Origin of the sequence: Nitratireductor sp. ZSWI3 (assembly GCF_024655565.1) — a bacterium.
GTDB lineage: Bacteria > Pseudomonadota > Alphaproteobacteria > Rhizobiales > Rhizobiaceae > Nitratireductor.
This window is the reverse complement of the sequence record NZ_JANKOF010000043.1, coordinates 1-24,297: the sequence shown is the minus strand read 5'-3', so window position 1 is coordinate 24,297 and position 24,297 is coordinate 1. Positions and strand designations below refer to the sequence as shown.

The 24,297-nt window shown below is 66.1% G+C and carries 30 protein-coding genes; 13 read left to right on the top strand and 17 right to left on the bottom strand.

Annotated elements, in window-relative coordinates:
• Positions 1-158: 158 nt before the first annotated feature.
• The 4 genes from NUU27_RS14305 to sppA all read right to left on the bottom strand — a co-directional run bounded on the left by NUU27_RS14305 (position 159) and on the right by sppA (position 2,835).
• Complete coding sequence (locus NUU27_RS14305) at positions 159-1,127, bottom strand: ornithine cyclodeaminase family protein (protein ID WP_257762792.1); 969 nt, start codon at positions 1,125-1,127, stop codon at positions 159-161.
• Positions 1,128-1,151: 24 nt separating this feature from the next.
• Positions 1,152-1,472 (bottom strand): LapA family protein, encoded by a 321-nt coding sequence (locus tag NUU27_RS14300; protein ID WP_257762790.1) that lies wholly within the window; start codon positions 1,470-1,472, stop codon positions 1,152-1,154.
• A gap of 38 nt (positions 1,473-1,510) precedes the next feature.
• On the bottom strand, positions 1,511-1,795 hold the full coding sequence (locus tag NUU27_RS14295; RefSeq protein ID WP_257762789.1) for an integration host factor subunit beta: 285 nt from the start codon (positions 1,793-1,795) through the stop codon (positions 1,511-1,513).
• A gap of 92 nt (positions 1,796-1,887) precedes the next feature.
• Positions 1,888-2,835 carry a signal peptide peptidase SppA gene (gene sppA / locus NUU27_RS14290; protein WP_257762787.1) on the bottom strand — a complete coding sequence of 316 codons (948 nt, stop codon included), beginning with the start codon at positions 2,833-2,835 and terminating at the stop codon, positions 1,888-1,890.
• Positions 2,836-3,195: 360 nt separating this feature from the next.
• On the opposite strand from sppA, the gene lptC reads away from it, so the two are divergent.
• The 6 genes from lptC (at position 3,196) to ptsN (ending at position 8,390) form a co-directional block, all read left to right on the top strand.
• Positions 3,196-3,903, top strand: a complete 708-nt coding sequence (gene lptC, locus NUU27_RS14285; protein WP_257762785.1) for an LPS export ABC transporter periplasmic protein LptC — start codon at positions 3,196-3,198, stop codon at positions 3,901-3,903.
• Positions 3,904-3,913: 10 nt separating this feature from the next.
• Positions 3,914-4,471, top strand: coding sequence for an LptA/OstA family protein (locus NUU27_RS14280; RefSeq protein ID WP_257762784.1), 558 nt, complete (start codon positions 3,914-3,916; stop codon positions 4,469-4,471).
• Between the two features lie 72 nt (positions 4,472-4,543).
• Positions 4,544-5,278: an LPS export ABC transporter ATP-binding protein gene (gene lptB / locus NUU27_RS14275; RefSeq protein WP_257762804.1), complete on the top strand. Its 735-nt coding sequence runs from the start codon at positions 4,544-4,546 to the stop codon at positions 5,276-5,278.
• 234 nt (positions 5,279-5,512) lie between these two features.
• Positions 5,513-7,024: an RNA polymerase factor sigma-54 gene (gene rpoN / locus NUU27_RS14270; protein ID WP_257762783.1), complete on the top strand. Its 1,512-nt coding sequence runs from the start codon at positions 5,513-5,515 to the stop codon at positions 7,022-7,024.
• 259 nt (positions 7,025-7,283) lie between these two features.
• Positions 7,284-7,859 (top strand): ribosome hibernation-promoting factor, HPF/YfiA family, encoded by a 576-nt coding sequence (hpf, locus tag NUU27_RS14265; protein WP_257762782.1) that lies wholly within the window; start codon positions 7,284-7,286, stop codon positions 7,857-7,859.
• Positions 7,860-7,925: 66 nt separating this feature from the next.
• Positions 7,926-8,390 (top strand): PTS IIA-like nitrogen regulatory protein PtsN, encoded by a 465-nt coding sequence (gene ptsN / locus NUU27_RS14260; protein WP_257762781.1) that lies wholly within the window; start codon positions 7,926-7,928, stop codon positions 8,388-8,390.
• Between the two features lie 163 nt (positions 8,391-8,553).
• Here the strand turns inward: ptsN and NUU27_RS14255 are convergent, their stop codons facing one another.
• Positions 8,554-8,811, bottom strand: a complete 258-nt coding sequence (locus NUU27_RS14255) for a DUF1150 family protein (RefSeq protein WP_257762780.1) — start codon at positions 8,809-8,811, stop codon at positions 8,554-8,556.
• 104 nt (positions 8,812-8,915) lie between these two features.
• The gene (locus tag NUU27_RS14250; RefSeq protein ID WP_257762803.1) at positions 8,916-9,341 is read right to left on the bottom strand and encodes an Hsp20 family protein; all 426 of its coding nucleotides are present in this window, start codon (positions 9,339-9,341) and stop codon (positions 8,916-8,918) included.
• Between the two features lie 114 nt (positions 9,342-9,455).
• On the opposite strand from NUU27_RS14250, the gene NUU27_RS14245 reads away from it, so the two are divergent.
• Entirely contained in the window at positions 9,456-10,397 is a 942-nt protein-coding gene (locus tag NUU27_RS14245; protein WP_257762779.1) for a nucleoside hydrolase, read from the top strand.
• A gap of 91 nt (positions 10,398-10,488) precedes the next feature.
• Here the strand turns inward: NUU27_RS14245 and NUU27_RS14240 are convergent, their stop codons facing one another.
• The 4 genes from NUU27_RS14240 to NUU27_RS14225 all read right to left on the bottom strand — a co-directional run bounded on the left by NUU27_RS14240 (position 10,489) and on the right by NUU27_RS14225 (position 13,802).
• Complete coding sequence (locus NUU27_RS14240) at positions 10,489-11,106, bottom strand: LysE family translocator (protein ID WP_257762778.1); 618 nt, start codon at positions 11,104-11,106, stop codon at positions 10,489-10,491.
• Positions 11,107-11,160: 54 nt separating this feature from the next.
• Entirely contained in the window at positions 11,161-12,060 is a 900-nt protein-coding gene (locus tag NUU27_RS14235; RefSeq protein ID WP_257762777.1) for a ribokinase, read from the bottom strand.
• A gap of 158 nt (positions 12,061-12,218) precedes the next feature.
• Complete coding sequence (locus NUU27_RS14230) at positions 12,219-13,091, bottom strand: bifunctional helix-turn-helix domain-containing protein/methylated-DNA--[protein]-cysteine S-methyltransferase (protein WP_257762776.1); 873 nt, start codon at positions 13,089-13,091, stop codon at positions 12,219-12,221.
• A 225-nt stretch (positions 13,092-13,316) separates the two neighbouring features.
• Positions 13,317-13,802, bottom strand: coding sequence for a DUF2244 domain-containing protein (locus NUU27_RS14225; RefSeq protein ID WP_257762775.1), 486 nt, complete (start codon positions 13,800-13,802; stop codon positions 13,317-13,319).
• A gap of 21 nt (positions 13,803-13,823) precedes the next feature.
• Between NUU27_RS14225 and nth the strand changes: the two genes are divergently transcribed.
• The gene (nth, locus tag NUU27_RS14220; protein ID WP_257762774.1) at positions 13,824-14,567 is read left to right on the top strand and encodes an endonuclease III; all 744 of its coding nucleotides are present in this window, start codon (positions 13,824-13,826) and stop codon (positions 14,565-14,567) included.
• Here the strand turns inward: nth and NUU27_RS14215 are convergent.
• Positions 14,561-15,010, bottom strand: coding sequence for a DUF2214 family protein (locus NUU27_RS14215; RefSeq protein WP_257762773.1), 450 nt, complete (start codon positions 15,008-15,010; stop codon positions 14,561-14,563). The two genes, nth and NUU27_RS14215, sit on opposite strands and share 7 nt — an antisense overlap.
• 72 nt (positions 15,011-15,082) lie before the next feature.
• Complete coding sequence (locus tag NUU27_RS14210; RefSeq protein ID WP_257762802.1) at positions 15,083-15,823, bottom strand: sulfate transporter family protein; 741 nt, start codon at positions 15,821-15,823, stop codon at positions 15,083-15,085.
• A 181-nt stretch (positions 15,824-16,004) separates the two neighbouring features.
• Between NUU27_RS14210 and NUU27_RS14205 the strand changes: the two genes are divergently transcribed.
• On the top strand, positions 16,005-16,997 hold the full coding sequence (locus NUU27_RS14205; RefSeq protein WP_257762772.1) for an adenosine kinase: 993 nt from the start codon (positions 16,005-16,007) through the stop codon (positions 16,995-16,997).
• Here the strand turns inward: NUU27_RS14205 and NUU27_RS14200 are convergent.
• The 4 genes from NUU27_RS14200 to hrcA all read right to left on the bottom strand — a co-directional run bounded on the left by NUU27_RS14200 (position 16,989) and on the right by hrcA (position 19,852).
• Positions 16,989-17,621: a trimeric intracellular cation channel family protein gene (locus NUU27_RS14200; RefSeq protein WP_257762771.1), complete on the bottom strand. Its 633-nt coding sequence runs from the start codon at positions 17,619-17,621 to the stop codon at positions 16,989-16,991. The two genes, NUU27_RS14205 and NUU27_RS14200, sit on opposite strands and share 9 nt — an antisense overlap.
• An 85-nt stretch (positions 17,622-17,706) precedes the next feature.
• Complete coding sequence (gene grpE, locus NUU27_RS14195; RefSeq protein WP_257762770.1) at positions 17,707-18,369, bottom strand: nucleotide exchange factor GrpE; 663 nt, start codon at positions 18,367-18,369, stop codon at positions 17,707-17,709.
• A gap of 79 nt (positions 18,370-18,448) precedes the next feature.
• Positions 18,449-18,739 carry a putative quinol monooxygenase gene (locus tag NUU27_RS14190; RefSeq protein WP_257762769.1) on the bottom strand — a complete coding sequence of 97 codons (291 nt, stop codon included), beginning with the start codon at positions 18,737-18,739 and terminating at the stop codon, positions 18,449-18,451.
• 27 nt (positions 18,740-18,766) lie between these two features.
• Positions 18,767-19,852 (bottom strand): heat-inducible transcriptional repressor HrcA, encoded by a 1,086-nt coding sequence (gene hrcA / locus NUU27_RS14185; protein WP_257762768.1) that lies wholly within the window; start codon positions 19,850-19,852, stop codon positions 18,767-18,769.
• A 147-nt stretch (positions 19,853-19,999) separates the two neighbouring features.
• Here hrcA and rph point away from each other — a divergent pair, with 147 nt between their 5' ends.
• From rph to hemW, 4 genes are all read left to right on the top strand, one after another.
• Positions 20,000-20,716 carry a ribonuclease PH gene (rph, locus tag NUU27_RS14180; protein ID WP_257762767.1) on the top strand — a complete coding sequence of 239 codons (717 nt, stop codon included), beginning with the start codon at positions 20,000-20,002 and terminating at the stop codon, positions 20,714-20,716.
• Between the two features lie 158 nt (positions 20,717-20,874).
• On the top strand, positions 20,875-21,288 hold the full coding sequence (locus NUU27_RS14175) for a VOC family protein (RefSeq protein WP_257762766.1): 414 nt from the start codon (positions 20,875-20,877) through the stop codon (positions 21,286-21,288).
• Entirely contained in the window at positions 21,285-21,932 is a 648-nt protein-coding gene (gene rdgB / locus NUU27_RS14170; protein ID WP_257762765.1) for an RdgB/HAM1 family non-canonical purine NTP pyrophosphatase, read from the top strand. The genes NUU27_RS14175 and rdgB overlap by 4 nt, the downstream gene beginning before the upstream one ends.
• A complete protein-coding gene (gene hemW / locus NUU27_RS14165; protein ID WP_257762801.1) occupies positions 21,932-23,092 on the top strand; it encodes a radical SAM family heme chaperone HemW in 1,161 nt (386 codons plus the stop codon). The genes rdgB and hemW overlap by 1 nt, the downstream gene beginning before the upstream one ends.
• A 10-nt stretch (positions 23,093-23,102) precedes the next feature.
• Here the strand turns inward: hemW and NUU27_RS14160 are convergent, their stop codons facing one another.
• Positions 23,103-24,254, bottom strand: a complete 1,152-nt coding sequence (locus NUU27_RS14160) for a penicillin-binding protein activator (RefSeq protein ID WP_257762800.1) — start codon at positions 24,252-24,254, stop codon at positions 23,103-23,105.
• Positions 24,255-24,297: the final 43 nt, after the last annotated feature.

Below are 24,297 nucleotides of genomic sequence, written 5' to 3'. Positions count from 1 at the left end.
GCCACTCCGCATGGATCGCCCGCGCTTCTGCCACAGCGGCCCGGCGCAGGCAACTAGAGCGCCGTGCATCCTTTCGGACGCACAAAGGACGCTCTATTTATTCTCCGCATTTATGCGGACGTCAGGTGATTTCCACCTGACTGCAAATTGCTATAGCCCTATCTCGCGCCGTGGCGCTCATAGATCGCAATGCCGGCGGCCAGGTCCTCGATGGCCGCACCGACCGACTTGAACAGGGTGATCTCGTCGTCGCTCACCCGCCCCGGCTTCTCGCCGCGTGCCAGTTCATAGAGATCGGCCCGAATATCCTCCTCCTTCAGCGCGCCCGACCGCAGCGCCTGGACGATGTCGCCAGCCTCCTTCACGGCGCCGGCGCGGGTGTCGACGAAGACCGATGCGCGTGCAACGGCCTCATCGTCGCTCTCGCGCATGGTCGGGGTGAAGGCGCCGATCAGATCCACATGCGTGCCCGGCTTCAGCGCCGCCCCGCGCACCAGTGGCACCGTCGACAGCGTCGCGCAGGAGACGATGTCGGCCGCGCCGACCGCTGCGTCCAGATCGGTCGCGACGGCGGCGTCCATGCCCTCGGCACGCAACTGGTCGGCCACCTTCTGAGCGTTCTCCGGCGAACGGTTCCAGATCCGCACCTCGCGGATCGGCCGGACCGCCGCATGGGTGTGCGCCAGAAGCGGCGACAGCGCGCCGGCGCCCACCACGAGCAGGCGCGAAGCATCCTCCCGCGCCAGATAGGACGCCGCAAGACCCGAGGCGCAGGCCGTGCGCCAGACCGTCAGGCGCTGCCCGTCGATCAGCGCCAGAGGCTCGCCGGTCTTGCCGTCCATCAGCAGATAGACCGCCATGACGGCCGGCTTGCCGATGGCGTTGTTGTCGGGCGACACCGTGGCGATCTTGACGCCGATGTAACCCTCCTCGTCGGCGCCGAGGGTCGTGAAATCGCTCCACGCCGGCATCAGCAGAAGGGTCGAGGCGCTGCCTTCAGGCCGCTCCACCGTATGATGGTGACGCACCGGCTGCACCGCGCCTTTGCGGAAGGCCCCGCGCAGGGTTTCCACCAGCCCGGCATGGTCCAGGCAGGCATCGACGTCGGCGGCGGAAATGGTCAGCATTGCAGAACCGTTCTTGAGGCGGGATCAGGATGCGTGCGGAAGCTGGGGTGCGCTGCCGCCGTGCGACGCGGTCTCGCGCAGCTTGTCGACTTCCTTCTTGCGCTCGCGCGCGTCGCGGCGATAGCGGCCCTGGCGCAGCCAGGTGGCGAGGCTGCCGATGAGCATGCCGAGCGCCAGGACACCGAAGAGATAGACGAACAGCGGCCATTCGACGGTCAAGGCCGGATTGCCGGGATTGAAGGGGTCGAGCGTGAAGGGAACAGCGCCGCGATTGGCGACGGCCAACGCGATGATGATCACGGCCAGCGGCACAAGAACGACGATGAGAAGGATGCGATTGGCCATGAAGTGTGCTGGTGCCTCGAAACGGTTCGGTTCGGACGCTATTTCTCGGCGTTCAGCCGCTCACGCAGTTCCTTGCCGGTCTTGAAGAACGGCACCCATTTTTCCTCGACCTCGACCGATTCGCCAGTGCGCGGGTTGCGACCGATGCGCGCCGGACGATTTTTCACCGAGAACGCACCGAATCCCCTGAGTTCGACCCGGTTTCCGTCCGCTAAGGCGTCGGAAATCTCTTCGAAGATCGCATTCACGATGTTTTCGACGTCGCGCAGGTAGAGATGAGGATTGCGATTGGCGATCGTCTGCACGAGCTCTGATTTGATCATGATTCTTTGTCCGCCGCTGGATGTGTCTGTTCCCGTCGCCCTGTATGCCTGGCATTCAAATGATTTTGCTTGGTTTTTTGGTCAGGCGCTGATCATTTTTCAGGTTGCCAGACGGACAGCAGACCGTCAAGAAAGATGCGTTCCGCGCCGAGCTCGCGCAAGATATCGGCACTGCCGGACGGCGCCCCGAGGAACCGCGCAGCCACCTCCGGCAGGAAAAGGCTCCCGCCCGAATCGCGCTTCTTCCATTCGACGATTTCGAGGTTCTCGGCGACGCCTTTCGACACCAGCCAGGCCTTGGCCTCGAGTTCCCCGCCGAGTTCGTCGACGAGCTTGTTCTCGGCGGCCTGGCGGCCGGTGAAGACGGACCCGTCGGCGAGCTTCAGCACCTGCGCGCGCGAAAGCGGCCGCCGCTCGGTCACCAGATCGACGAACCAGGCATAGCTGTCGAGGATCATCGAGCGGATCATCGTCCGGGCCTCCTCGCTGGTCGGCTTGAAGGGCGACGGCTCGGCCTTCAGCGGCGAGGACTTGACCTCCTCGAGCTTGATGCCGAGCTTTTCCATCAGGCCGCTGACGTCGGGATACTGGAACAGGACGCCGATCGAGCCGACGATGGAGGACTGTCTGGCGATGATGTGATCGGTGGCGCTGGCGATCATGTAGCCGGCGGAGGCCGCGAGCGTCCCGACCTGCGCGACGACGGGCTTCTCGCTCGCCAGCCGCCGGACCGCCTCGTAGATCGCCTCGCCGCCGACGGTGGTGCCGCCGGGCGAATCGATCGTCACGATCACCCCCTTCACCGCGGATGCCTTGCGGATCCGGTCGAGCCGCTCGATCAGCTCGTCGTCCTCGGTGATCGTTCCGGTGATCTTGACCTGCGCGATGTGCTCGGACGACACCACGCCCGCTTCGTCCAGAAGCCATCGCGTGGCGAAGGCGATCGCCAGGACGACGACGGCGAAGGCCACGATGCGCCAGAAAGTCAGCTTGCGCCTCAGGCGCCGTCGGTCGATCAGGTCATCTGCTCGAATGGACATCTCCGCCTCGCTTGCAACGGGTGTGAACTCCATGAACCAGCGCTTTTAGTGCAAAGGATGCTGATGGGCTACCGCCTTTCATCAAGTTTCCGGTCATGGCGCCAATCTGAACCCGCTTCAAGGAAAAAGAGCCTAAGATGTTGTCGTTAATCCAAAAATAGCCATATTGGGGTGAGACTTGGCTCGCAGCGGCGAGTCAGGGGCCGGGGATTTCTCCGACCGTGCATTTCAGATTATTGTTGGCGGCAGTTATGCCATCGGCACGAATTCGGTTTTCAGGGCTGGTGGCGATGCCGGCATGCCCGTCAGTTGATTTGTCGGACCACCAGGATTTGGCTCCGGACCACGCGGAACAGCAGCATGAGCAATCGGATCAATGATGCGGCCAGGGCAAGCGGCGGCAAGGGCCGCGGGCAATTGCTCGGCAGCAGCGAGCGCGGCGAGGAAGCCTTTGCGCGCGCCTCCCGCCATTCACGCCGGGTGCGCACGCTCAAATTCCTGCTGCCGGTGGCCGCCATCGTCGTTTCGGTCGGATTCCTCGGCTATTCGCTTCTCTCTTCGGCGACGCGCGGAACGATCGACCTCGCCACCGCCTCCATCGAGGGCGGCTCGCTGGTGATGGCGAGCCCCGAGCTCAACGGTTTCACCAACGAGAATCTGCCCTACAAGATGACGGCCGAACGCGCGCGCCAGAAGATCGGCGGCGAGGACGTGATCGAGCTCGAAGGCATCCGCGCCCGCGTGCCGGTCGATCCGGAGAACTTCGCCACCATCGAGGCCTCCGACGGCGTCTACAACCGCCAGGAAAACAAGCTCGACATCGACAGCAAGATCTCGCTGAAGACCACGTCCGGCGTCGTCGCGACGCTGGATACGGCGCATATCGACATCGAGGCCAGCAGCCTGACCAGCTCCAAGCCGATCGAGATCGAACTTGACGGCACGCGCATTGCAGCCGATTCATTCGCCGCGAGCGACGGCGGAAAAGTGTTCGTCTTCGACAAGCGCGTTCGCGTCACCATCGATCCCTCGCGGCTGCGCGAAGCCGCGCAGGACAAAGGAAATTGAGAGGAGCGCCATGAGGCTCGACAGGTTTTCCCACTCTCTCCTCGGCCTGCTGCTGGTCGCAAGCCTGCCGGCGACCGCCATGGCACAGGACGCCAGGAGCCGCCTGACCGGCCTGCAGCTTTCCGGCGACAAGCCGATTCAGATCGAGAGCGACCGGCTGGAAGTGCGCGAGGGAGAGAATGTCGCCGTCTTTTCCGGCAACGTCTCCGTGGTACAGGGCCAGACGCTGCTCAAGTCCGGCCGGATGACCGTCTATTACCTCAAGGACGGAGGGTCGGCCGCCACCGGCAGCGCCAACATCGACCGGCTGGAGGTGGACGGCAACGTCTATCTGAAGTCGGAAAACCAGGTGGCGACCGGCGATCGCGGCACATTCGACATGAAGAGCGAGGTCCTGGTCCTGTCGGGCAAGGAGGTCGTCCTTTCCGAGGGGGAGAACGTCATCGTCGGCTGCAAGCTCACGGTGCAGATGAAGAACGGCCAGGCAAAGCTCGACGGCTGCAAGGGCGGCAATTCGGACGGCCGTGTGAAGATGCTCCTGACCCCCGGCTCCCAGAACAGGCGATAACCAGTCTTGATTTCCAGCAAGCGCAAGCCCCAGGCGGCCAGGCCGGCAGCCGAGAATCCCGTCAGCGGCAAGATCCGCGACTACAAGGGCACCCTCATCGCGCGTGGTCTGACCAAGGCCTACAAGGGCCGTCAGGTGGTCAGCGGCGTCTCCATCGGCGTGCGCGCCGGTGAAGCGGTCGGCCTGCTCGGCCCGAACGGCGCCGGCAAGACCACGTGCTTCTACATGGTCACCGGTCTCGTGCCCGTCGACCACGGCACGATCCACATCGACGGCCACGACGTGACCTCGATGCCGATGTACCGGCGCGCGCGGCTCGGCATCGGCTATCTGCCGCAGGAGGCGTCGATCTTCCGCGGCCTGACGGTGGAGCAGAACATCCGCGCCATCCTCGAGGTGGTGGAGCCGAGCCGCAAGGAACGCGACAGGAACCTGGACGCGCTCCTGGAGGAGTTCAACATCGGCCATCTGCGCAAATCGCCTTCCGTCGCCCTTTCGGGCGGCGAGCGGCGGCGGCTCGAGATCGCCCGCGCGCTTGCCAGCCGGCCCAACTTCATGCTGCTGGACGAGCCCTTCGCCGGCATCGACCCCATCGCCGTCACCGACATCCAGCAACTGGTGCGCCATCTCACCGCGCGCGGCATCGGCGTGCTGATCACCGACCACAATGTGCGCGAGACGCTCGGCCTGATCGACCGCGCCTACATCATCCACGCCGGCCAGGTGCTGACGCATGGCCGCCCCGACGACATCGTCGGCAATGCCGACGTGCGCCGTCTCTATCTCGGCGAAGGTTTCACCCTGTAGACCCGGAAACGGGCCGCGATCGGCCGCTAGAGCGCCGTGCGTCCTTTTGGACGCACAAAGGACGCTCTATCTCTTTATTTTCTGTATTTATGCGGACGTCAGGTGATTCCACCTGACTGCAAAACGCTATAGCGCCGCCTCATCCGGTCATTTCGCTTGACAAGCAAAAGTCGGGCCAATTGAATCCGCCCCCATTCCGGCTCGCTCGCCGGGCGGATACAGGGGCATTCTTCGATGGTGCTTGCACCAAAACTTCACCTGCGCCAGACGCAGTCGCTCGTCATGACGCCGCAGCTTCTGCAGTCGATCAAGCTGCTGCAGATGACGCATCTGGAGCTCGAGCATTTCCTGGATGCGGAGATCGAGCGCAATCCGCTGCTGGAGCGACGCGACAGCGGCGAGGGCGAGGGCGAATGGCGCGGCGAGGCAGGCGCTGCGGCGGCGAACACCGCCGAAGCCATTTCCGACAAGCTCGATTCCTCCCTGGAAAATCTCTTTCCCGACGATCCCGGCACCCATGACCGCATCGGCCCGGACCTTTCCGCGCAATGGAAATCGGCCGGCGGCAACGGTCTGCAGACCGCCGGCAGCGGCTCCTACGATCTGGAAGGCACGACCGCCGCCGCCGTGACCCTGCGCGACCACGTCAACGAGCAGATCGCCCTCGCCTTCACCGACCCGCAGCAGCGGCTGATCGCCCATGAGCTGGCCGAGGGGCTCGACGAGGCCGGCTACATGCTGGCCGACATGGCGGAGATCGCCGAACGCATCGGCGCCGGGCCGGAGGCGCTCGCCCAGGCGCTCGCCGTCTGCCAGACATTCGATCCGCCCGGCCTGTTCGCGCGCAGCCTGTCCGAATGCCTCGCCCTGCAGTTGATCGCGCGCGACCGCTACGATCCGGCGATGCGGGCGATGGTCGACAATCTCGACCTCCTCGCCAAGCGCGACTTCCACACGCTCGGCAGGCTGTGCGGCGTCGATTCGGAGGATCTGGCCGACATGCTGGCCGAGATCCGCACGCTCGATCCCAAGCCCGGCATGGCATTCTCTTCCGGCGCTGCCGATCCGGTGGTGCCGGATGTCGTCGTCAAGGCGGCGGGAGATGGCGGCTGGGCCGTCGAGCTCAATCCGGAGACCCTGCCGCGCGTGCTGGTCAACGAGCCCTATTATGCCGAAGTCTCATCGCGAGCCCGCGAGGAGGATCGGCAGTTCCTGTCCGAATGCCTGCAAAGCGCCAACTGGCTGTCGCGCAGCCTGGACCAGCGGGCCAAAACAATCTTGAAGGTCGCCTCGGAAATCGTCCGCCAGCAGGACAGGTTCCTGGTCAGCGGCGTCAGCCATCTGCGGCCGCTCAATCTGCGCACCGTGGCCGAGGCGATCGGCATGCACGAATCGACCGTCAGCCGCGTCACCGTCAACAAATACATGATGACGCCGCGCGGCACCTTCGAGCTGCGGTATTTCTTCTCTTCCGCCCTCGCCTCAGCCGATGGAGGCGACTCCCACTCGTCCGAAGCCGTGCGCGAGCGCATCCGCCGCCTGATCGACGAGGAGGCGGCGGATGCGGTCCTGTCGGACGACGCACTTGTGGATATCCTGCACCGGGAAGGCATCGACATCGCCCGCCGCACGGTCGCCAAATACCGGGAAGCCCTCAACATTCCCTCGTCCGTGCAGCGCCGGCGCGAGAAAAGGATGCTCGCCGCCGCCGCGCATGGCGCAAATGCGGTCTCCCGCTCCGCGTGACCTTCGATTGACAAGCACCGGGGAAGCCACTAGAAGCCCGCCCGCATGAATGCGGAAAAGCAAAATGATGGAGCGTCCGAGAGAACGCACGGCGCTCCAGACCCCGCAACGGCTTTGACTTTTGTCCGATACGCGTCAATCTGAAAAGGGAAATCGCGGCCGAAACCGAATTCACAATCCGCCGCGCCACCTTGTACATGCAAGCCACACGTATAAACTCCCACCGTTCGATGTCTGATCAGGAAAGGTCTGTCTTCAGATGAGCTTACGTATTTCTGGGAAGCACATGGACATCGGCGACGCATTCCGCTCACGCATCGAGGAGCGGATCGGCGAAGCTGTCGACAAGTATTTCGATGGCGGATTTGGCGGTCGTGTGACGGTCGAGAAGTCGGGCTCGCGTTTCTCTGCCGACTGCATGGTCCATCTGGACACGGGCATGGTGCTTCAGGGCACCGGCCAGGCGCAGGACCCGCAGATCGCCTTCGAGGCCGCAGCCGACCGGATCGAGAAGCGCCTGCGCCGCTACAAGCGGCGGCTCAAATCGCACAGCCCTGCGCAAGGCGCCGATGCGACGGATATCGCCTATCGCGTGATGGCGCCGGTCGCCGACGAGGACGACGAGGTGCCGGAGGATTACGCACCGACGGTGGTCGCCGAATCGAAGCTGCCGTTGCAGACCATGTCGGTCGCCTCCGCGGTGATCGAGCTCGACACCAAGGACAACCCGGTCTTCGTGTTCCTCAACGCCGCCAGCAACGAGGTCAACATCGTCTATCGGCGCGCCGACGGCAATATCGGCTGGATCGACCCGTCGGCAGTCGCGCACGCATAAGTTCCGTGCCCGAGTCAGCGCTGGCCTGGAAGCCGGCGGCCAGACAAAAGCAGAGGATGCATTGACATGGATCTTAGCGATCTGATCGAGCCGAAAGCGGTTGTTCCGGCTTTGAAGGCGAATTCCAAGAAGCAGCTCCTGCAGCTTCTCGCCGAAAAAGCCGCCGCCGCCACCGGCCTCCCGGAGCGGGAGATCTTCGACACCATCCTCCAGCGCGAGCGCCTGGGCTCGACCGGTGTCGGAAACGGAATCGCCATTCCCCACGGCAAGCTGCCCGGCATCCAGCGCATCACCGGCGTCTTCGCCCGGCTCGATACGCCCGTGGATTTCGAGGCGATCGACGACCAGCCGGTCGATCTCGTGTTCCTGCTGCTGGCGCCGGAAGGCGCCGGGGCGGACCATCTGAAGGCGCTGTCGCGCATCGCCCGGGTGCTGCGCGATGCCGACACGGTCGCCAAGATCCGCGGCACGAAGGATGCCGCGGCGATCCACAGCTTTCTCGCAGAAACGCCGGCGTCGAACGCGGCGTAACGTTCGCCGCGCTCCGGCTAGATCGCGATGATTTCAAAAAGTTGGAGCGGGATGCGGGCGGAAAACCGCTTCACACTTTTCCTCATCCCGCTCTAGCCGCGAACAACCGGGCATGAGCAGCCAAGCGCCCGCCTCCTTGGGCGGGAGCCTGGGGCCTGGTATGTCAGTGCAGGCTGACGGTCTGCAGGTCGTTCTGGAAAGCACCCGCAAGGGCCGCGTCGCGCGCGTCGGCCAGCAGAATGGGCTGTCCGTTGGCGGCGAAGAGCGCCCACAAGCGCGTGCCCGGCGTCAGATCGGGCATGCCCGGGAACTTGCCCTGCAAGTCCTCTGCGGTCATTTCACGCATATAGGCAACGGCACCTTCGCCGATGTGGGCGAGCTGCTGCTGGGTGATCTCGATCTTGCGTTCGTGCTCGGTCATGTAAGCCTCCTTGACGCGGACGTTTCCATGGAAACCTGCCCGCTGAAGAGCTAGATTCCGGCCGGGCCAGCCCGTCCGGTTTCCTCCCGAATATGACAACTGTGTCAGTCTTTCACGGAAATGTTTATTTTCTGTACCAGCCGTTCGGGCTCCGGCCTGTCGAGGTCGATGGAAAGAAGCCCGTTCTTCAGATCCGCGCCCAGAACCCGCATTCCTTCCGCCAGGACGAACATGCGCTGGAACTGGCGGGCGGCGATACCGCGATGCAGATATTCCCGTTCGCCTTCGTCGCTCTGGCGACCGCGGATCACGAGCTGGTTCTCCTCGGTGGTTACGTCGAGATCTTCCGCGCTGAAGCCTGCAACCGCAAGCGTTATGCGCAACGTCTCGCCGCGCCCGTTTTCCGCGCGGATCCGCTCGATATTGTATGGCGGGTAGCCATCGCCGGATTTCGCGATCCGCTCGAGCGTTTTTTCCATACTGTCGAACCCGAGAAGGAGAGGGTTCGAGAAAGGCGTCATACGCGTCATTTTGTTTTGTCCTCGAAGAGCGACATCGGTAGAAGGAAACCCGTCAGGCATTCCCTTCGTCCCCACTGATATGGTCCCTCAAAAACCCCGTTTCAAGCATTTTGGAGCCACCCCATGACGGCAGCGCGCAAGATCATTATCGATACCGATCCCGGCCAGGACGATGCGCTTGCCATTCTGCTGGCGCTGGCGAGCCCCGAGCTGGAGGTGCTGGGCATCACCGCCGTTGCCGGCAACGTGCCGCTGGCCCTGACGGAGAAGAACGCCCGCAAGGTGTGCGAGCTGGCCGGCCGGCCCGGCACGAAAGTGTTCGCCGGCGCCGCACGCCCCCTGCTGCGCGATCTGGTGACGGCGGAAGAGGTGCATGGCCGAACGGGCCTCGACGGACCGGACCTGCCGGAGCCGCAGATGCCGCTCCAGGACCGGCACGCCGTCGATTTCATCATCGAGACGCTGCTGGCGCACGAGTCGGGCGAGGTCACCCTCTGTCCGCTGGGGCCGCTCACCAACATCGCGCTGGCAATCGCCCGCGAGCCGCGGATCGTCCCCCGCATCGGCGAAATCGTGCTGATGGGCGGCGGCTTCTTCGAGGGCGGCAACGTCACGCCCTCGGCGGAGTTCAACATCTATGTCGACCCGCACGCCGCCGACATCGTGCTGCGCTCGGGCGCGCCGATCGTCATGATGCCACTCGATGTCACCCACAAGGCGCTAACGACGCGCAAACGCGTTGCGGCGCTGCGCGACCTCGGCACGAAGGTCGGCATCGCGGCGGCCGAGATGCTCGACTTCTTCGAGCGCTTCGACGAGCAGAAATACGGCACCGACGGAGGGCCGCTGCACGACCCCTGCGTCATCGCCTATCTGCTGAAGCCCGAGCTGTTCGCAGGGCGCCTCTGCAACGTCGCGGTGGAGACCGGCTCCGAGCTCACCATGGGCATGACCGTCGTCGACTGGTGGCGCGTCACCGACCGGCCGCAGAACGCCCTGGTCATGCGCGACATCGACCATGACGGCTTTTTCGCGTTGCTCACCGAGCGCCTGGCCCGGCTCTGAGCCGGCGACCGGCGCTCGATCTTCTTGTTTTTCCGCATTTATGCGGACGTCAGGTGATTCCACCTGACTGCAAAATGGTCTTGCAAAGGCTTTATCGCGTCCGCGAAAGCGCGATCCACAGGCCGCCGCCCATGAGGAAGCCGCCACCGACGCGCGCGATCTGTCGCACGCGGCGCGGCGTCAGGCGCCGGCCGATGCTCCCGGAAGCGACTGCATAGCTGCCGTCGGAGACCGCCGAGAAGAGCAGTGCCGTACCGCCCATGATGGCGATCTGCACGGCGTGGCTGGCGGCAGGATCGATGAACTGCGGCAAGAGCGCACCGAAGAAGAGAAGCTGCTTCGGGTTGCCCATCGACACCAGAAAGCCCTGCATGAAGAAACCGCGGCGGGGGGCGGCGTTCGCCGGGCGATCTTCGGCCGCCTCGCCGCTGGCGCGGATCATCTTCCAGCCGAGCCAGCACAGATAAGCTGCACCGACAAGCTTGATCCACTCGAACCAGTGGCCTGCGACCTCGATCAGCGAGGTCAGGCCTATGCCGGCGACAGCGATCATGATCGACAGGGAGACCAGCGTGCCGACGACGTTCAACAGCCCGGCCCGCACGCCGTGGCGCATTCCATTGGCCACGATCAGCATGTTGGTGGGACCTGGAACCACGGTCGCGATCAGGCAGACGATGACAAAGGCGGTGTAGGTCTCGAGCGACATCGGCGTTCTCCTGCGAAGGCTCACAATGCACGACCGTGCGGCGGCGTCCAGCCCTCAACTGGCGATCGCCGCGTCGACCTCGGCTTTCAGCGGGATCGCCGGCTGGGCGCCGGGCTTCAGACACGCCAGCGCGCCGGCAACGGTGGCCCGGCGCAATGCCTGCTCGAGCCCCAACCCCTCGGCGAGCGCCGTCGCCAGATAGCCGCAGAACGTGTCGCCGGCGCCGACCGTGTCGACCGGCGCGATCTTTATGGTCGGCACCGTCAGGAAGGTTTCGGGCGTTGCTGCCCAGGCACCGTCCGCGCCGAGGGTGACGATCACCGTGCGGCCGCTCGTGCGGGCGAAGTCCTGCATGCGCGCGCGCCGGTCCGCCCCGTTCAGCGACAGCGCCTCGGCGTAAAGATCGAACTCGGTCTCGTTGGCGATCACGTAATCGGCCTTGCCGAGCAGCGGCGCCGCCTCCGGCCGGTAGGGTGCCGTGTTGAGCAGCGAGACGGCACCGGCCGCCCGCGTCGCTTCCAGCCCCGCCCCGACGGTTTCTATCGGGATCTCGAGCTGCAGCAGCACGTGGTTGCCGGGGCAGAGCGCGGCCTGCGCCACATGGGTCGGCGAGACCTCGCCGTTCGCGCCGGGCACGACGGCAATGGTGTTCTCGCCCGCCCTGTCGACCAGGATGTGCGCCGTGCCCGTGGCGCTTTGCGCCCTGTGCAGCGCGGAAAGCCCGACGCCGGCCTCCTTCAGCAGCGCCAGCGCCTGATCGGCGAAGGGATCGGTGCCCACGGCGCCGACCATCCGTGTCGCCGCCCCGGCGCGCGCCGCGGCGAGCGCCTGATTCGCCCCCTTGCCGCCCGGCGCGGTGACGAACGTGTCGCCCGGCACGGTCTCGCCGGGCTTGGGCAGGCGATGGACGGTGGCAATGAGATCGAGGTTGATGGACCCGATGACGACGATCAAGACAGTCTCCCGCGCATTTTTGCGGGAGACTAGCGCATCGGCCCGAAAATCGGAATCGCTTTTCGGAAAGCCGATGCGCAGATTCAAGGGCTTACCGCGTCCTTGTACGTCCAAATGGACGCACGCGCTGTAATGCATCGGCCCGGAAAGGCGACGCCTTAAAGCTGCCCGGCCTCCCAGCCGAGGATGGCGCGCTTGCGCGTCAGGCCCCAGTGATAGCCCGTCAGCGCCCCAGACTTGCCGACAGCCCGGTGGCAGGGCACGACGAAGGAGACGGGGTTGGCGCCGACCGCCGCACCCACGGCGCGCGAGGCCGAAGGCTTGCCGATGCGGGCGGCGATGTCGGAATAGGCGCAGGCCTTGCCCATTGGGATCTTCAGCAGCGCATCCCAGACGCGGACCTGGAAATCCGTGCCGATGAGCACCACCCGCAAGGGCTCTTCGGAACGCCAGCGGCTGGGATCGAACACCCGTGCCGCATAAGGCGCCGTGGCGCCCATATCCTCGACGAACTCGGCATTCGGCCAGCGCGAGGCCATGTCCTCGAAGGCGGTGCGTTCGCCGCCTGGATCGCAGAAGGCAAGGCCGGCAAGACCCCGATCGGTGACCATGATCAGCGCCAGCCCGAAAGGCGACAGGTGAAAGCCGTGACGGATGACGAGCCCGGCGCCGCGCGCCTTATACTCGCCGGGCGAGATCGCCTCATGGGTCACGAACAGATCGTGCAGGCGGCCCGGCCCGGACATGCCGAGCTCGAAGGCGGTGTCGAGCAGCGGCAGGCCGGAATCGAGCAGGCGCCGCGCATGGTCGAGCGTGACCGCCTGCAGGAACGCCTTGGGCGACAGGCCCGCCCAGCGCGTGAAGAGCTTCTGCAGGCCGGTCGGCGTATCGCCCACCTCGGCGGCGATCTCTTCCAGCGAGGGTTGGTCGCGATAGTCGAGGCTGATCTTCTCGACGACGCGGCGGACGATCTCGTAGTCGCCGCCCTCGGGCGTCACGTCGCGCAGCAATTGGGCTGTTTGCATGTTCATGGCATCTGCTCCTGGCATCGGCCGCTAGTGGTCTGACCGAAACAGATGGTACCCATCTGTTTCGACAAGTCAGCCCACAAGCTATTGATCTGGTGGGGCGATTTTTCCCAACAGATGGGTATCATCTGTTGGGATCGCACCACTAGGACCACGCCTCGTCATGATCTTTGTCGAGCATGACTATGCTCCCTCGCGCAGCGGCGAACCACCCGATTCCTGCAGACTTCACCGCCCCTTGGCGGTTGCCAGCGCCTGGCCGAAGGCCATGGCGAAGCTCTCCCGGTCCTCCGGGTTGAGGAAGCTGCCGAGGGCGACGCTCCGCCCGCGCATTTCCACCGCCATGCCGGTGATGCCGATCTCCTCGTGGCGGCTGACGCGGAAGCGGGTCCAGAACGGGTTGAAATGGTGCTCCACCGCCTTGCCCGAGGGCGGCACCTTGCGGATGTCGAGGCTGGTGCGGGACAGGCGCACCTCCTCGCGCACGCGGGCGGCCCGGTAGTTCAGCCGGAAGGCCACGTAGATGGCCAGCACGTCGAGGCCGAAGAAGCCGAAGACCGGCCAGGCGCCGATCTGCAGGAACACGGCGCCGATGCTCAGCCAGACAAGCAGCAGCACGCCCATCAGCAACACGAAGCCGCGCCCGCTCAGCGAGCGATACGGCGTGAGCGAAGCCTGGAAGAAGGGCGCATCTGCGGTGTTTGTTTCGGCCATCAAGACGATTATAGAAGGCGCATGGAAAAGCCCAAGAAGAAAATCGCCTCACCCCGCCGGCCCGCCCGGTCGCGCAGGTGGAAAACGGCCTACACGCCCGACGAGATCCACGAGATCTTCCGCCGCTTCTCGATCCAGCGGCCGGAACCGCGCGGCGAACTGGAGCACGTCAACGCCTTCACCCTGCTGGTTGCCGTGGTGCTGTCGGCGCAGGCGACCGACGCCGGGGTCAACAAGGCGACGCGCGCCCTGTTCCAGGTCGCCGACACGCCCGAGAAGATGCTGGCGCTCGGCGAGGAGAAGGTGGGCGACTACATCCGCACCATCGGTCTGTGGCGCAACAAGGCGAAGAACGTCATCGCGCTCTGCGAGGCGCTGATCCGCGACCACGGCTCGCACGTGCCCGACAGCCGCGAGGCGCTGGTGACGCTTCCCGGCGTCGGCCGCAAGACCGCCAATGTGGTGCTCAACATGGCATTCGGCCAGCCGACGATGGCGGTGGACACCCACATCCTGCGCATCGGCAACCGGCTGGGGCTCGCCCCCGGCAGGACGCCGGAACAGGTGGAGGACACACTGGTCCACATCATCCCGGCCGAATACATGCGCCACGCGCACCACTGGCTGATCCTGCACGGGCGCTATGTGTGCAAGGCGCGCAAGCCCGCTTGCGTGGCCTGCGTCATCGCCGACATCTGCAAGGCGGCGGAGAAGACGAACGAGATTCCCGCGCCCCTGCTGGAGATCGCAGACGCCGCTCAGTAACCGACGCCGCGCGCCATCATCGCGGCGAAAACCGGGATGAGGGCGAAGACGAGGACTTCGAGGCGCAGGTAGCGGCGCGCTGCAGAGACCTCGGCGTCGGGCACGGCATAGGCCGCATCCTTGCCGGCGGTGCGCGCCCAGCCGCGGATGCGGGTGGTCGGGGCGATGGAGAGCAGGCCGACGGTCGCGAAAGCCGCCATCTTGGCCCAGAAGGCCCAGTTGTAGACATAGAATTCCCAGCCCTTGAGGCCGTGCAGCACGCGGCCGATGCCGACCAGAATGACCGCCAGCGCGATGCCGCCATAGGCACGGTCGATATGCGCCAGCAGCTTCAGATCCCGGCCGCTGATGCCGGGACGCAGCAGGACGAACTCGCCGGCCAGCACGGCCGCAAGGAGAAAAACCAGCAGATGATGGAGTATCGCCAGGATAAGATCGCTCATGCGTATGGCCCCCTCTCGCTCGATCGCGGTCGCCTTCGGCTTTGATGGAGATGGCCGATTTTGCGGATGGGTTCAACCCATCGCGCCATTGCCGGCCACGCGCGAGGCGGCGAGCGCCTCCCTTGCCGAGACCATCTTGTGCAGGTGCACCATCATCGCCGCCGCGAAGAGCGGCGTCAGAAGGTTGAGGAGCGGCACGGCGAGGAAGCCGGCGATCACCAGGCCGGCCAGGAAGACCGTGCCGGCGTTGCGCCGGCGCAGCGCCTTCGCCTCGGCTTCCGGACGGAAACGCATCGCGGCGAATTCGAAGAACTCGCGCCCGAGCAGATAGCCGTTGACCAGGAAGAAGGCGAGGATGTTCACACCCGGCACGAGGAGCAGAAGCAACGCGACGATGTTGCCGGCGATCACGACGCCGAAGAACTTGATGGACAGCGCCAGCGCCGGCAGGATCGGCAGCGCCTTGCCCGGCGGATCCTGCGGATAATCCTCGCGCTCCACGACCTCGGCCACATCGTCCAGGAAAAGCCCGGCGATGATCGCCGTGACCGGCGAGATGAGGAGCGCCAGGGCCACGGCCAGCCCCAGGCCGGCGGCGATCCCGGCCACCAGGCCCAGCCATCCGACCCAGGTCGGCAAGTCGGGAAAGAAGGCGTCGAACCACGGCAGGGCCAGATACTCGAACAGCTCCTTGGCGCCCAGCCACAGGCCCGCCAGAACGAGCAGCGTCAGCCCCAGCGTCTTGAAGAAGACAGCCCGGAACTCGGCGGAAAACAGTCGGCTGATGGCCGCCCGGGCGGCGTCGAGGATCATGCGCTTGAAGGGTCCCTTATGGTTCGCTCGCCGCTTCGACATAGGAACCGTTTTCGGCGGGCGCAAGGCGGGGGCGGAGCAGCTAGCGTCAGCTATCGGCTTGCAAATCCCGGTCAAACCGCTAAACCGCGCGAAACCCGATGCCAAACGACCCTTCCCTTGCCCATCTGGAGACCCGATCTTGAGCGAATATGACGTGCTGTGCATTGGCAACGCCATTGTCGACATCATCGCGCGCTGCGACGAAGCGTTTCTGGAAGAGAACAACATCATCCGCGGCGCCATGAACCTGATCGATGTCGAGCGCGCCACGCTTCTCTATGAGCGCATGGGCCATGCGATCGAGGCGTCCGGCGGCAGTGCCGGCAACACGGCGGCCGGCGTCGCCAGCCTCGGCGGCAAGGCGGCCTTCTTCGGCAAGGTCTCCAACGACACGCTCGGCGAGATCTACACCCACGACATCCGCGCCCAGGGCGTCGCCTTCGACACCAAACCGCTCGACGGCCATCCGCCGACGGCGCGCTCGATGATCTTCGTGACCCCGGACGGCGAGCGCTCCATGAACACCTATCTGGGCGCCTGCGTCGAGCTCGGGCCGGAGGATGTCGAGGAAGACAAGGCGAAGGGCGCCAAGGTCACCTATTTCGAGGGCTATCTGTGGGATCCGCCGCGCGCCAAGGAGGCGATCCGCATGACGGCCGACGCCGCGCACGCGGCCGGCCGCGAGGTGGCCATGTCGCTGTCCGACCCGTTCTGCGTCGACCGCTATCGCGGCGAGTTCCTCGACCTGATGCGGTCGGGGCGCGTCAACATCGTCTTCGCCAACGAGCACGAGCTGATGTCGCTCTATCAGACCGCCGCCCTCGACAGCGCGCTGGAGGCGATCCGCAAGGATTGCCGCCTCGCCATCGTCACGCGGTCCGAAAAAGGCTCGATCATCCTGACGGACGGCGAGACGGTGCCGGTCGAGGCCATGCAGATCGACGAACTGGTCGACACGACCGGCGCCGGCGATCTCTACGCGGCCGGCTTCCTCTATGGCTACACCAGCGGCCGCAGCCTGCTCGATTGCGGCCGGCTCGGCTCCTTCGCCGCCGGTCTCGTCATCCAGCAGATCGGCCCGCGCCCGCAGAAGGATCTGCGCTACGAGGCCCAGCAGGCCGGCCTATTGTAGTTCTTCCGGGGGCCTTCCCGGCCGCGACTTGTAGCGCGGGAACGTCCAGCCGAACCTCAGCGCCCCGCCGCGCACCAGGAAAGCGGCGGCAAAGGCGATCAGCGCGGCGAGCGTGCGGTCGAGCCCGGCGATATCGGCGGCGGTGAAGACCGCCGCGCCCACCAGCGCCGCCGTGACATAGACTTCCGGACGCAGCAGCACCGACGGCTCGCCCGCCACCACGTCGCGCAGCACGCCGCCGAACGTCGCCGTCAGCATTCCGGTCACCAGCGCCACCGTCGCCGAACCCGAAGCGGCAAGTCCCTTGGCGGCGCCAAGCACGCTATAGGCAGCGAGCCCGACGGCATCGAGCCACAGGAGCAGCCGGTAGCGGTATTCCACCATGGGGGCGGTGAAGAACACGATGATCGCCACCGCCGCACAGACAATGACGTAGGTGGGATTCCAGATCCAGAAGACCGGCGCGTCGAGCACGAGGTCGCGCAGCGTCCCGCCGCCCATGCCGGTGATGCCGGCCAGGAAGACGAAGCCGATGATGTCGAGTTCCTTGCGCGAGGCGGCCAGCGCCCCGGTCGCAGCAAACACGGCCACGCCGGCATAATCGAAAAGCTGGATCGGGTTCATCGGCTCCTCCGGCATTCTGGATAGCCGAAGGACCGGGCAATGGAAAGCGCCGCCGCCGGAGGGCGGCAGCGCTGACGTTTTGCGTTCAGGCGTCGCGTTCGGCCTGCGGGTTCGGCGGACCGGGCTCGACCGGTGCGTTCTCGCTGTTCTTCACGGCGGATGCCTTCGGCCCGCCCTTGGCCACGCCGACCATCGCCGGCCGCAGCACGCGCTCGCCGATCACATAGCCTTGCTGCACCACCTGCACGACGGTGTTCTCCGGCCTCGTGGGATCCGGCACCTCGAACATCGCCTGGTGGAAATGCGGATCGAAGCGCTCGCCCTGCGGGTCGATCTGCTTCACACCGTGCCGCTCGAGGGCGGACAGCATCGAGCGCTCGGTCATCTCGACGCCTTCCACCAGCGCCAGAAGCCCCGATTCGCCGGCCGCCCGCGCCTCGGCCGGGACGGCGTCCAGCGCCCGGCGCAGATTGTCGGAAACCGTCAGCATATCGCGGGCAAAGCCGGCGATGGAGTAGGCCCGCGCCTCCGTCACGTCGCGTGCGGTGCGCTTGCGCAGGTTCTCCATCTCGGCGGCCATGCGCAGCGCACGGTCCTTGAGCTCCTCGTTTTCCTTGGCAAGCCGCAGCAGGACGTCTGCCTCCGAAACGGACTCGCCGGGGGCCGCCGGCGCCTCGGTCGCCGTGATGTCCGGCTCCGCGGTCGCCCCGGTCCTGGTCGCGTCGTTGTCCTTAGCGTGATTGGTCATGGCAATCCGTCTGTGATTTCACGATTGTTCGAAGATTGCGCCCGATATCGAGGTTCGCGGCGGCAAAATCAAGGGGCAGTCAGAGCCCGACACCGCCGACCGGTTCCGTCCGCACACTCGAATCGAAGCCGGCGATCAGCGGCCGCGCCTCGGCGATGGCCGCCTGCACGGACGGCAGCGACAAGGAGTTCCTGTGGCTTTCCTCGCTGTCCCAGACCTCGGTGATCCAGACCGCGTCGGCATCCTGCGGATCGCGGGCGATCACGTAGCTGAGGCAGCCCGGCATGCCGCCGGTGCCTTTGCGCAGAATTTCCAGAAGCGCATCGCGCTTGCCCGGCTGGGCACGCATCTTGCCGATCAGGCCAAACATGGTCCCTCCCCGAAAAATCGCCGCCGATCATCTGAGCAGCCGGCCAACGATCTGGGCCGTGTAGTCCACCATCGGCACGATACGCGCATAATTGAGCCGCGTCGGGCCGATCACGCCCAGCGCGCCGATCACCCGCGATTCCTGGTCGCGATAGGGCGCCACCACCAGCGAGGAGCCCGACAACGAGAACAGGCGGTTCTCGGACCCGATGAAGATGCGCACGCCCGGCCCCTCCTCGGCCACGTCGAGAAGCTGCAGCAGGCCTTCCTTCGTTTCGAGATCGTCGAACAGGCGGCGCAGCAGCTCCAGATCGGCTTCGGCGGTCAGGTTGTCGAGCAGGTTGGCGCGGCCGCGCACGATCAGCCGCGCCGGCTCGCCGCTCTTTGCGCCCGCCCACACGGCAAGGCCCTTTTCCACGAGTTCCTGCGACAGCGCGTCGAGCGCGGTGCGCGTCTCCTCGCGCAGGCGCGCAACCTCGGTGCGCGCCTCGCCCAGCGTCCGGCCGCGGATATGGGCGTTGAGGAAATTCGATGCCTCGTGCAGTTGTGAGGCGGTGACGCCGACCGGCAGATCGACCACGCGGTTCTCCACGTCGCCATTCTGCGAGACCAGGATCGCCAGCCCCTTGCGCGGCTCGAGCTGCACGAATTCGATATGCTTCAGCGGCACCTCGGACTTGGCCGTCAGCACGACCCCTGCGCCGCGCGACAGCCCGGACAGGAGCTGGCTCGCCTCCGTCAGCATGTGGTCGAGCGAATGACCGCTGCGCGACGCGCGCACCTGCGTCTCGATGATGCGCCGCTCCTCGTCGGAAAGATCGCCGAGTTCCATGAACGCGTCGACGAAGAACCGCAGCCCCTGCTGCGTCGGCAGGCGACCGGCGGAGATGTGCGGCGCGTAGATGAGGCCGAGATGCTCCAGGTCGCTCATCACGTTGCGGATGGTGGCGGGCGAAAGCTGCGTCGGCAGGATGCGGGACAGATTGCGCGAGCCGAGCGGCTCGCCGTCGCGCAGATAGGATTCGACGATGACACGGAAAACATCGCGGGACCGCGCATCCAGCGATTGCAGCGCCTGCTCCTGTATGTCTCTGTCCAAAACCGGCTTCGTCATCTGTTGCCTCTATCGCGAATATAAGCGGCACGATAGGGAAGACAACAGCCCCCGAAAGCCCGTTCGCACAGTGTTTTCCTTTGCCTTCGGGGTGCGCGAAAGCTACAAGCCGCCGACAAGCAGAACATCAGCGGAGAGAAACAGCCCATGCGACCCTCGAAACGGGAACCGGACGAAATGCGCGCCATCAGCTTCGAGCGCGGCATCTCCAAACACGCGGAAGGTTCCTGCCTCGTGCGCTTCGGCGACACGCATGTCCTGTGCACGGCAAGCCTCGAGGAACGCGTGCCGCCGTGGCTGCGCAATTCGGGCCAGGGCTGGGTGACGGCGGAATACGGCATGCTGCCGCGCTCGACCGGCGACCGCATGCGCCGCGAGGCCTCGTCCGGCAAGCAGGGTGGCCGCACGCTGGAGATCCAGCGCCTGATCGGCCGCTCGTTGCGCTCGGTGATCGATCTGACGGCGCTGGGCGAGAAGCAGATCACCGTCGACTGCGATGTCATCCAGGCCGATGGCGGCACCCGCACGGCGGCCATCACCGGCGGTTTCATCGCGCTGTCCGATTGCCTTGCCTGGATGGAGGCCCGCCAGATGGTGACCCGCGAAAAGGTGCTGAAGGACCATGTCGCGGCCATCTCCTGCGGCATCTGCAACGGCACGCCGGTGCTCGACCTCGATTACGCCGAGGATTCGGCAGCCCAGACCGACGCCAATTTCGTGATGACCGGCAAGGGCGGCATCGTCGAGATCCAGGGCACGGCCGAGGGCGAACCGTTTTCGGAAGAGGAACTCTCTGCCCTGATGGGGCTTGCCCGCAAGGGAATCTCCAGGCTGGTGGAACTGCAGAAACTGGCGATTTCCTAAAAACGGTTGCAGCTAGTGGTGCGGTCCTGACAGATGGTACCATCTGTCAGGAAAAATCGCCCCACCAGACCAACAGTTTGTGGGCTGATTTTTCCAAACGAAGGGGTACCATCCGTTTGGATCAGACCACCGGGCGGGAGAGAACAGACATAAGAACCATGCGACCCACGGCCATCCTGGAAGCTGCGCTCTATGTGAGCGACATCGCAGAGGCGGAACGCTTCTACGGCGAAACGCTCGGCCTCGAGCGCATCGCCAGGGTCGAGGGGCGTCACGTGTTCTTCCGCTGCGGCGAGGCGGTCCTTCTGCTCTTCGACCCGACGGCCACCGAGGTGCCGCCGGCATCCGACGCCCGCCTGCCCGTGCCGCCGCATGGCACGCGCGGCCCGGGGCATCTGTGCTTTGCCGCGACGGCCGGCGAGATCGAGCGCTGGCGGCAGCATCTGGCGGCGGCCGGCATCGCCGTCGAAGCCGATTTCGAGTGGCCGCAGGGCGGCCGCTCCATCTATTTCCGCGATCCGTTCGGCAATTCGCTGGAATTTGCCGAACCGCGCATCTGGGGACTGACGTGAAACCGATCGAGAACAAGACCTTCGTGCTGGCGAGCCACAACAAGGGCAAGCTCAGGGAGTTTTCCGACCTCCTCAGGCCGTTCGGCTATTCGGTGCGCTCGGCCGCCGAGCTCGGCCTCGACGAGCCGGAGGAAACGGGCTCCACCTTCGAGGAAAACGCCTATATCAAGGCCCATGCCGCAGCCGTCGCAACCGGCCTGCCGGCGCTCTCGGACGATTCGGGCCTCTGCGTCGACGCGCTCGACGGCGCGCCGGGCGTCTACACCGCCGACTGGGCGACGAAGGAGGACGGCAGCCGCGATTTCATGATGGCCATGGAAAAGACCGAGAAGCTGCTTGCCGAAAAGGGCGCCGACACACCGCAAAAGCGCACCGGCCGCTTCGTCGCCACGCTGTGCCTGTGCTTTCCCGACGGCGAGGCGGAGTATTTCCGCGGCGCCGTGGACGGCCATCTCGTGTGGCCGCCGCGCGGCACGGACGGCTTCGGCTATGACCCGGTTTTCCAGCCGGACGGTTTCGACATCACTTTCGGCGAGATGACGGCGGAAGAGAAACACGGCTGGAAGCCGGGCGACGAACAGGCCCTGTCGCACCGCGCTCGGGCCTTTCGCGAATTCGCGCGGGCCAGGCTCGGCGCCGCGTGATCCGCGCCGACGACGATAAGCCGGGTTTCGGCGTCTACCTGCATTGGCCGTTCTGCGCGGCCAAGTGTCCCTATTGCGACTTCAACAGCCATGTGCGCCACCAGCCGGTGGACCAGCCGCGCTTTGCCGAAGCCTTCCGCCGCGAACTGGCGAGCCTGCGCCGGCGCACCGGCCCGCGCGAGGTGACCAGCATCTTTCTGGGCGGCGGCACGCCCTCGCTGATGGAGCCGGCCACGGTGGGCGCCCTGCTCGATGCCGTGGCCGGGAACTGGACGGTGCCCGACGGCATCGAGGTGACGCTGGAGGCCAATCCCAGCTCCGTCGAGGCCGACCGTTTCCGCGGCTATCGCGCGGCCGGCGTCAACCGCGTCTCGCTCGGCGTGCAGGCGCTCAACGACCGCGACCTGAAGTTCCTCGGACGGCTGCACGACGTCGCCGAGGCGCTGAAGGCCATCGAGCTCGCCCGCTCCATCTTTCCGCGCCTCTCCTTCGACCTGATCTATGCCCGTCCCGGGCAGGGCGAGGCCGAGTGGGCCGGCGAGCTCGCGCAGGCGATCGACCTGGCCGCCGACCATCTGTCGCTCTACCAGCTCACCATCGAGGAAGGCACGCGCTTCCAGCTCCTTTACGACGCCGGCAAGCTCCGGATGCCCGACGGCGACCACGCGGCACGCCTTTACGAGGTCACGCAGGACGTGACCGCCGCGCACGGCCTGCCGGCCTACGAAATCTCCAACCACGCCCGCCCCGGCGCCGAAAGCCGGCACAACCTCGTCTACTGGCGCTACGGCGAATATGTCGGTGCCGGCCCCGGCGCGCACGGCCGCTTCATCGAGGATGGGCGCCGCCACGTCACCTTCACGGAGAAGATGCCGGAGCGCTGGCTCGATCTGGTCGAGGCCAGGGAGCACGGCGTCACCGGCGGCGAGATCCTGACCCGCAGCGAGGAAGCCGATGAGTTCCTGCTGATGGGCCTCAGGCTCGCCGAGGGCATCGACCTGCCGCGCTACGAGGCGCTCGCCGGCCGGCCGCTTTCGACCCGCCGCATCACGACCCTGCAGGACGAGGGCCTGGTCGAGCCCGTCGGCAACACCCGCCTGCGGGCCACCCAGCGCGGCATGATCGTGCTCGACGCCGTGGTGGCCGATCTGGCGCTTTAGGTCCCTGATCCTAACTCCCGCCGGAGAACCGCGTCGGCGCGGGATCGATGATCTGCGGCCGGCCGTCCCTCACCTCGTAGACGGCATAGCCGCGCTCGGTGGTGCCGTCGCTCAGGAAGCGGAAGAGACCTGTATAGCCGGCAAACCCCACCGGGTTCTCGATCGCGTTGCGCGGGATGCCGCCGGCGCCCCTGGCGATGTTTCCGGCCAGAACGACGGTGTCGTAGGCCAGCGCCGAGGTGAGCGAGGGCTCCGCCCCGAAGCGGGCCTGGTAGCGTTGCTTGTAGCCCGCGACGCGTCCCTGGTCCGTGTCGGCGAACCAGGCGCCGGCAAGCACGGGATCGGCAAGGTTTGCAGTGGTCCACTGACCGGTTCCGAGAATCTTCTTCTGCGAGGCGTCGATGCCCGCTTCCGTGATCGCCGAGACGATGGTCGCCGGGCTGTTGCCTCCGTCGGGGACGAACACCGCGTCGGCCGCGCCGATCGCTTCGGCCGCGCCCCGCACCGCCTCGTAGACGGACATGTCGTCGTAGCTGTAGCGGGCCACCGCCGTCACCTCGCCGCCGGTCTCCAGCATCGTCCGCCGGGCCTCGGCTTCGGCAATGTCGCCCGCCGCCCCTTCGGGCACGATCGCTACGACGCGCCGCACACCCTGACCGGCGGCATAGCGCAAAGTACGCTGCACGACGCCCTGCGGCAGGAAGGAGTTCAGGTAGACGCCGGGAGAGACCGCCGTGCGATCGGACGAAAAGGCGATCATCGGCGTTCCCGCCGTGGCGAGCGGCGGAGCAGCCGAGCGCACATTCTGCGCGAAGAGCGGCCCGAGAACCGCCGCGGCCCCCTCGGTGACCGCCTGCGCCGAGGCGCTTGCCGCCCCTTCCGCCGTGCCGCCCGTGTCCTTGACGACCAGTTCCAGCGTCTCAGGGCCCACATCGTCCATGGCAAGGATCGCGGCGTTCTTCAGCTCCGCGGCGATGCGCCCGGCATTGCCTTCGCCCGTCAGCGGCAGCAACAGCGCGACGCGCGTCTTGCCCGAACCGATCACCTCGCCCGAGGCCGGCACTAGCGGCGCATTGCCTGCCGGAAGCGCCGCCGCCTGACTGCCATCCGCCGCGGGAAGCCCGTAGGGCACGTCCCCGCCCACGCAACCGCCGACCGCCAGGAGCGCCGACAGGGCCGCGCCGATAAGGCCGGCCTTGCGGCCG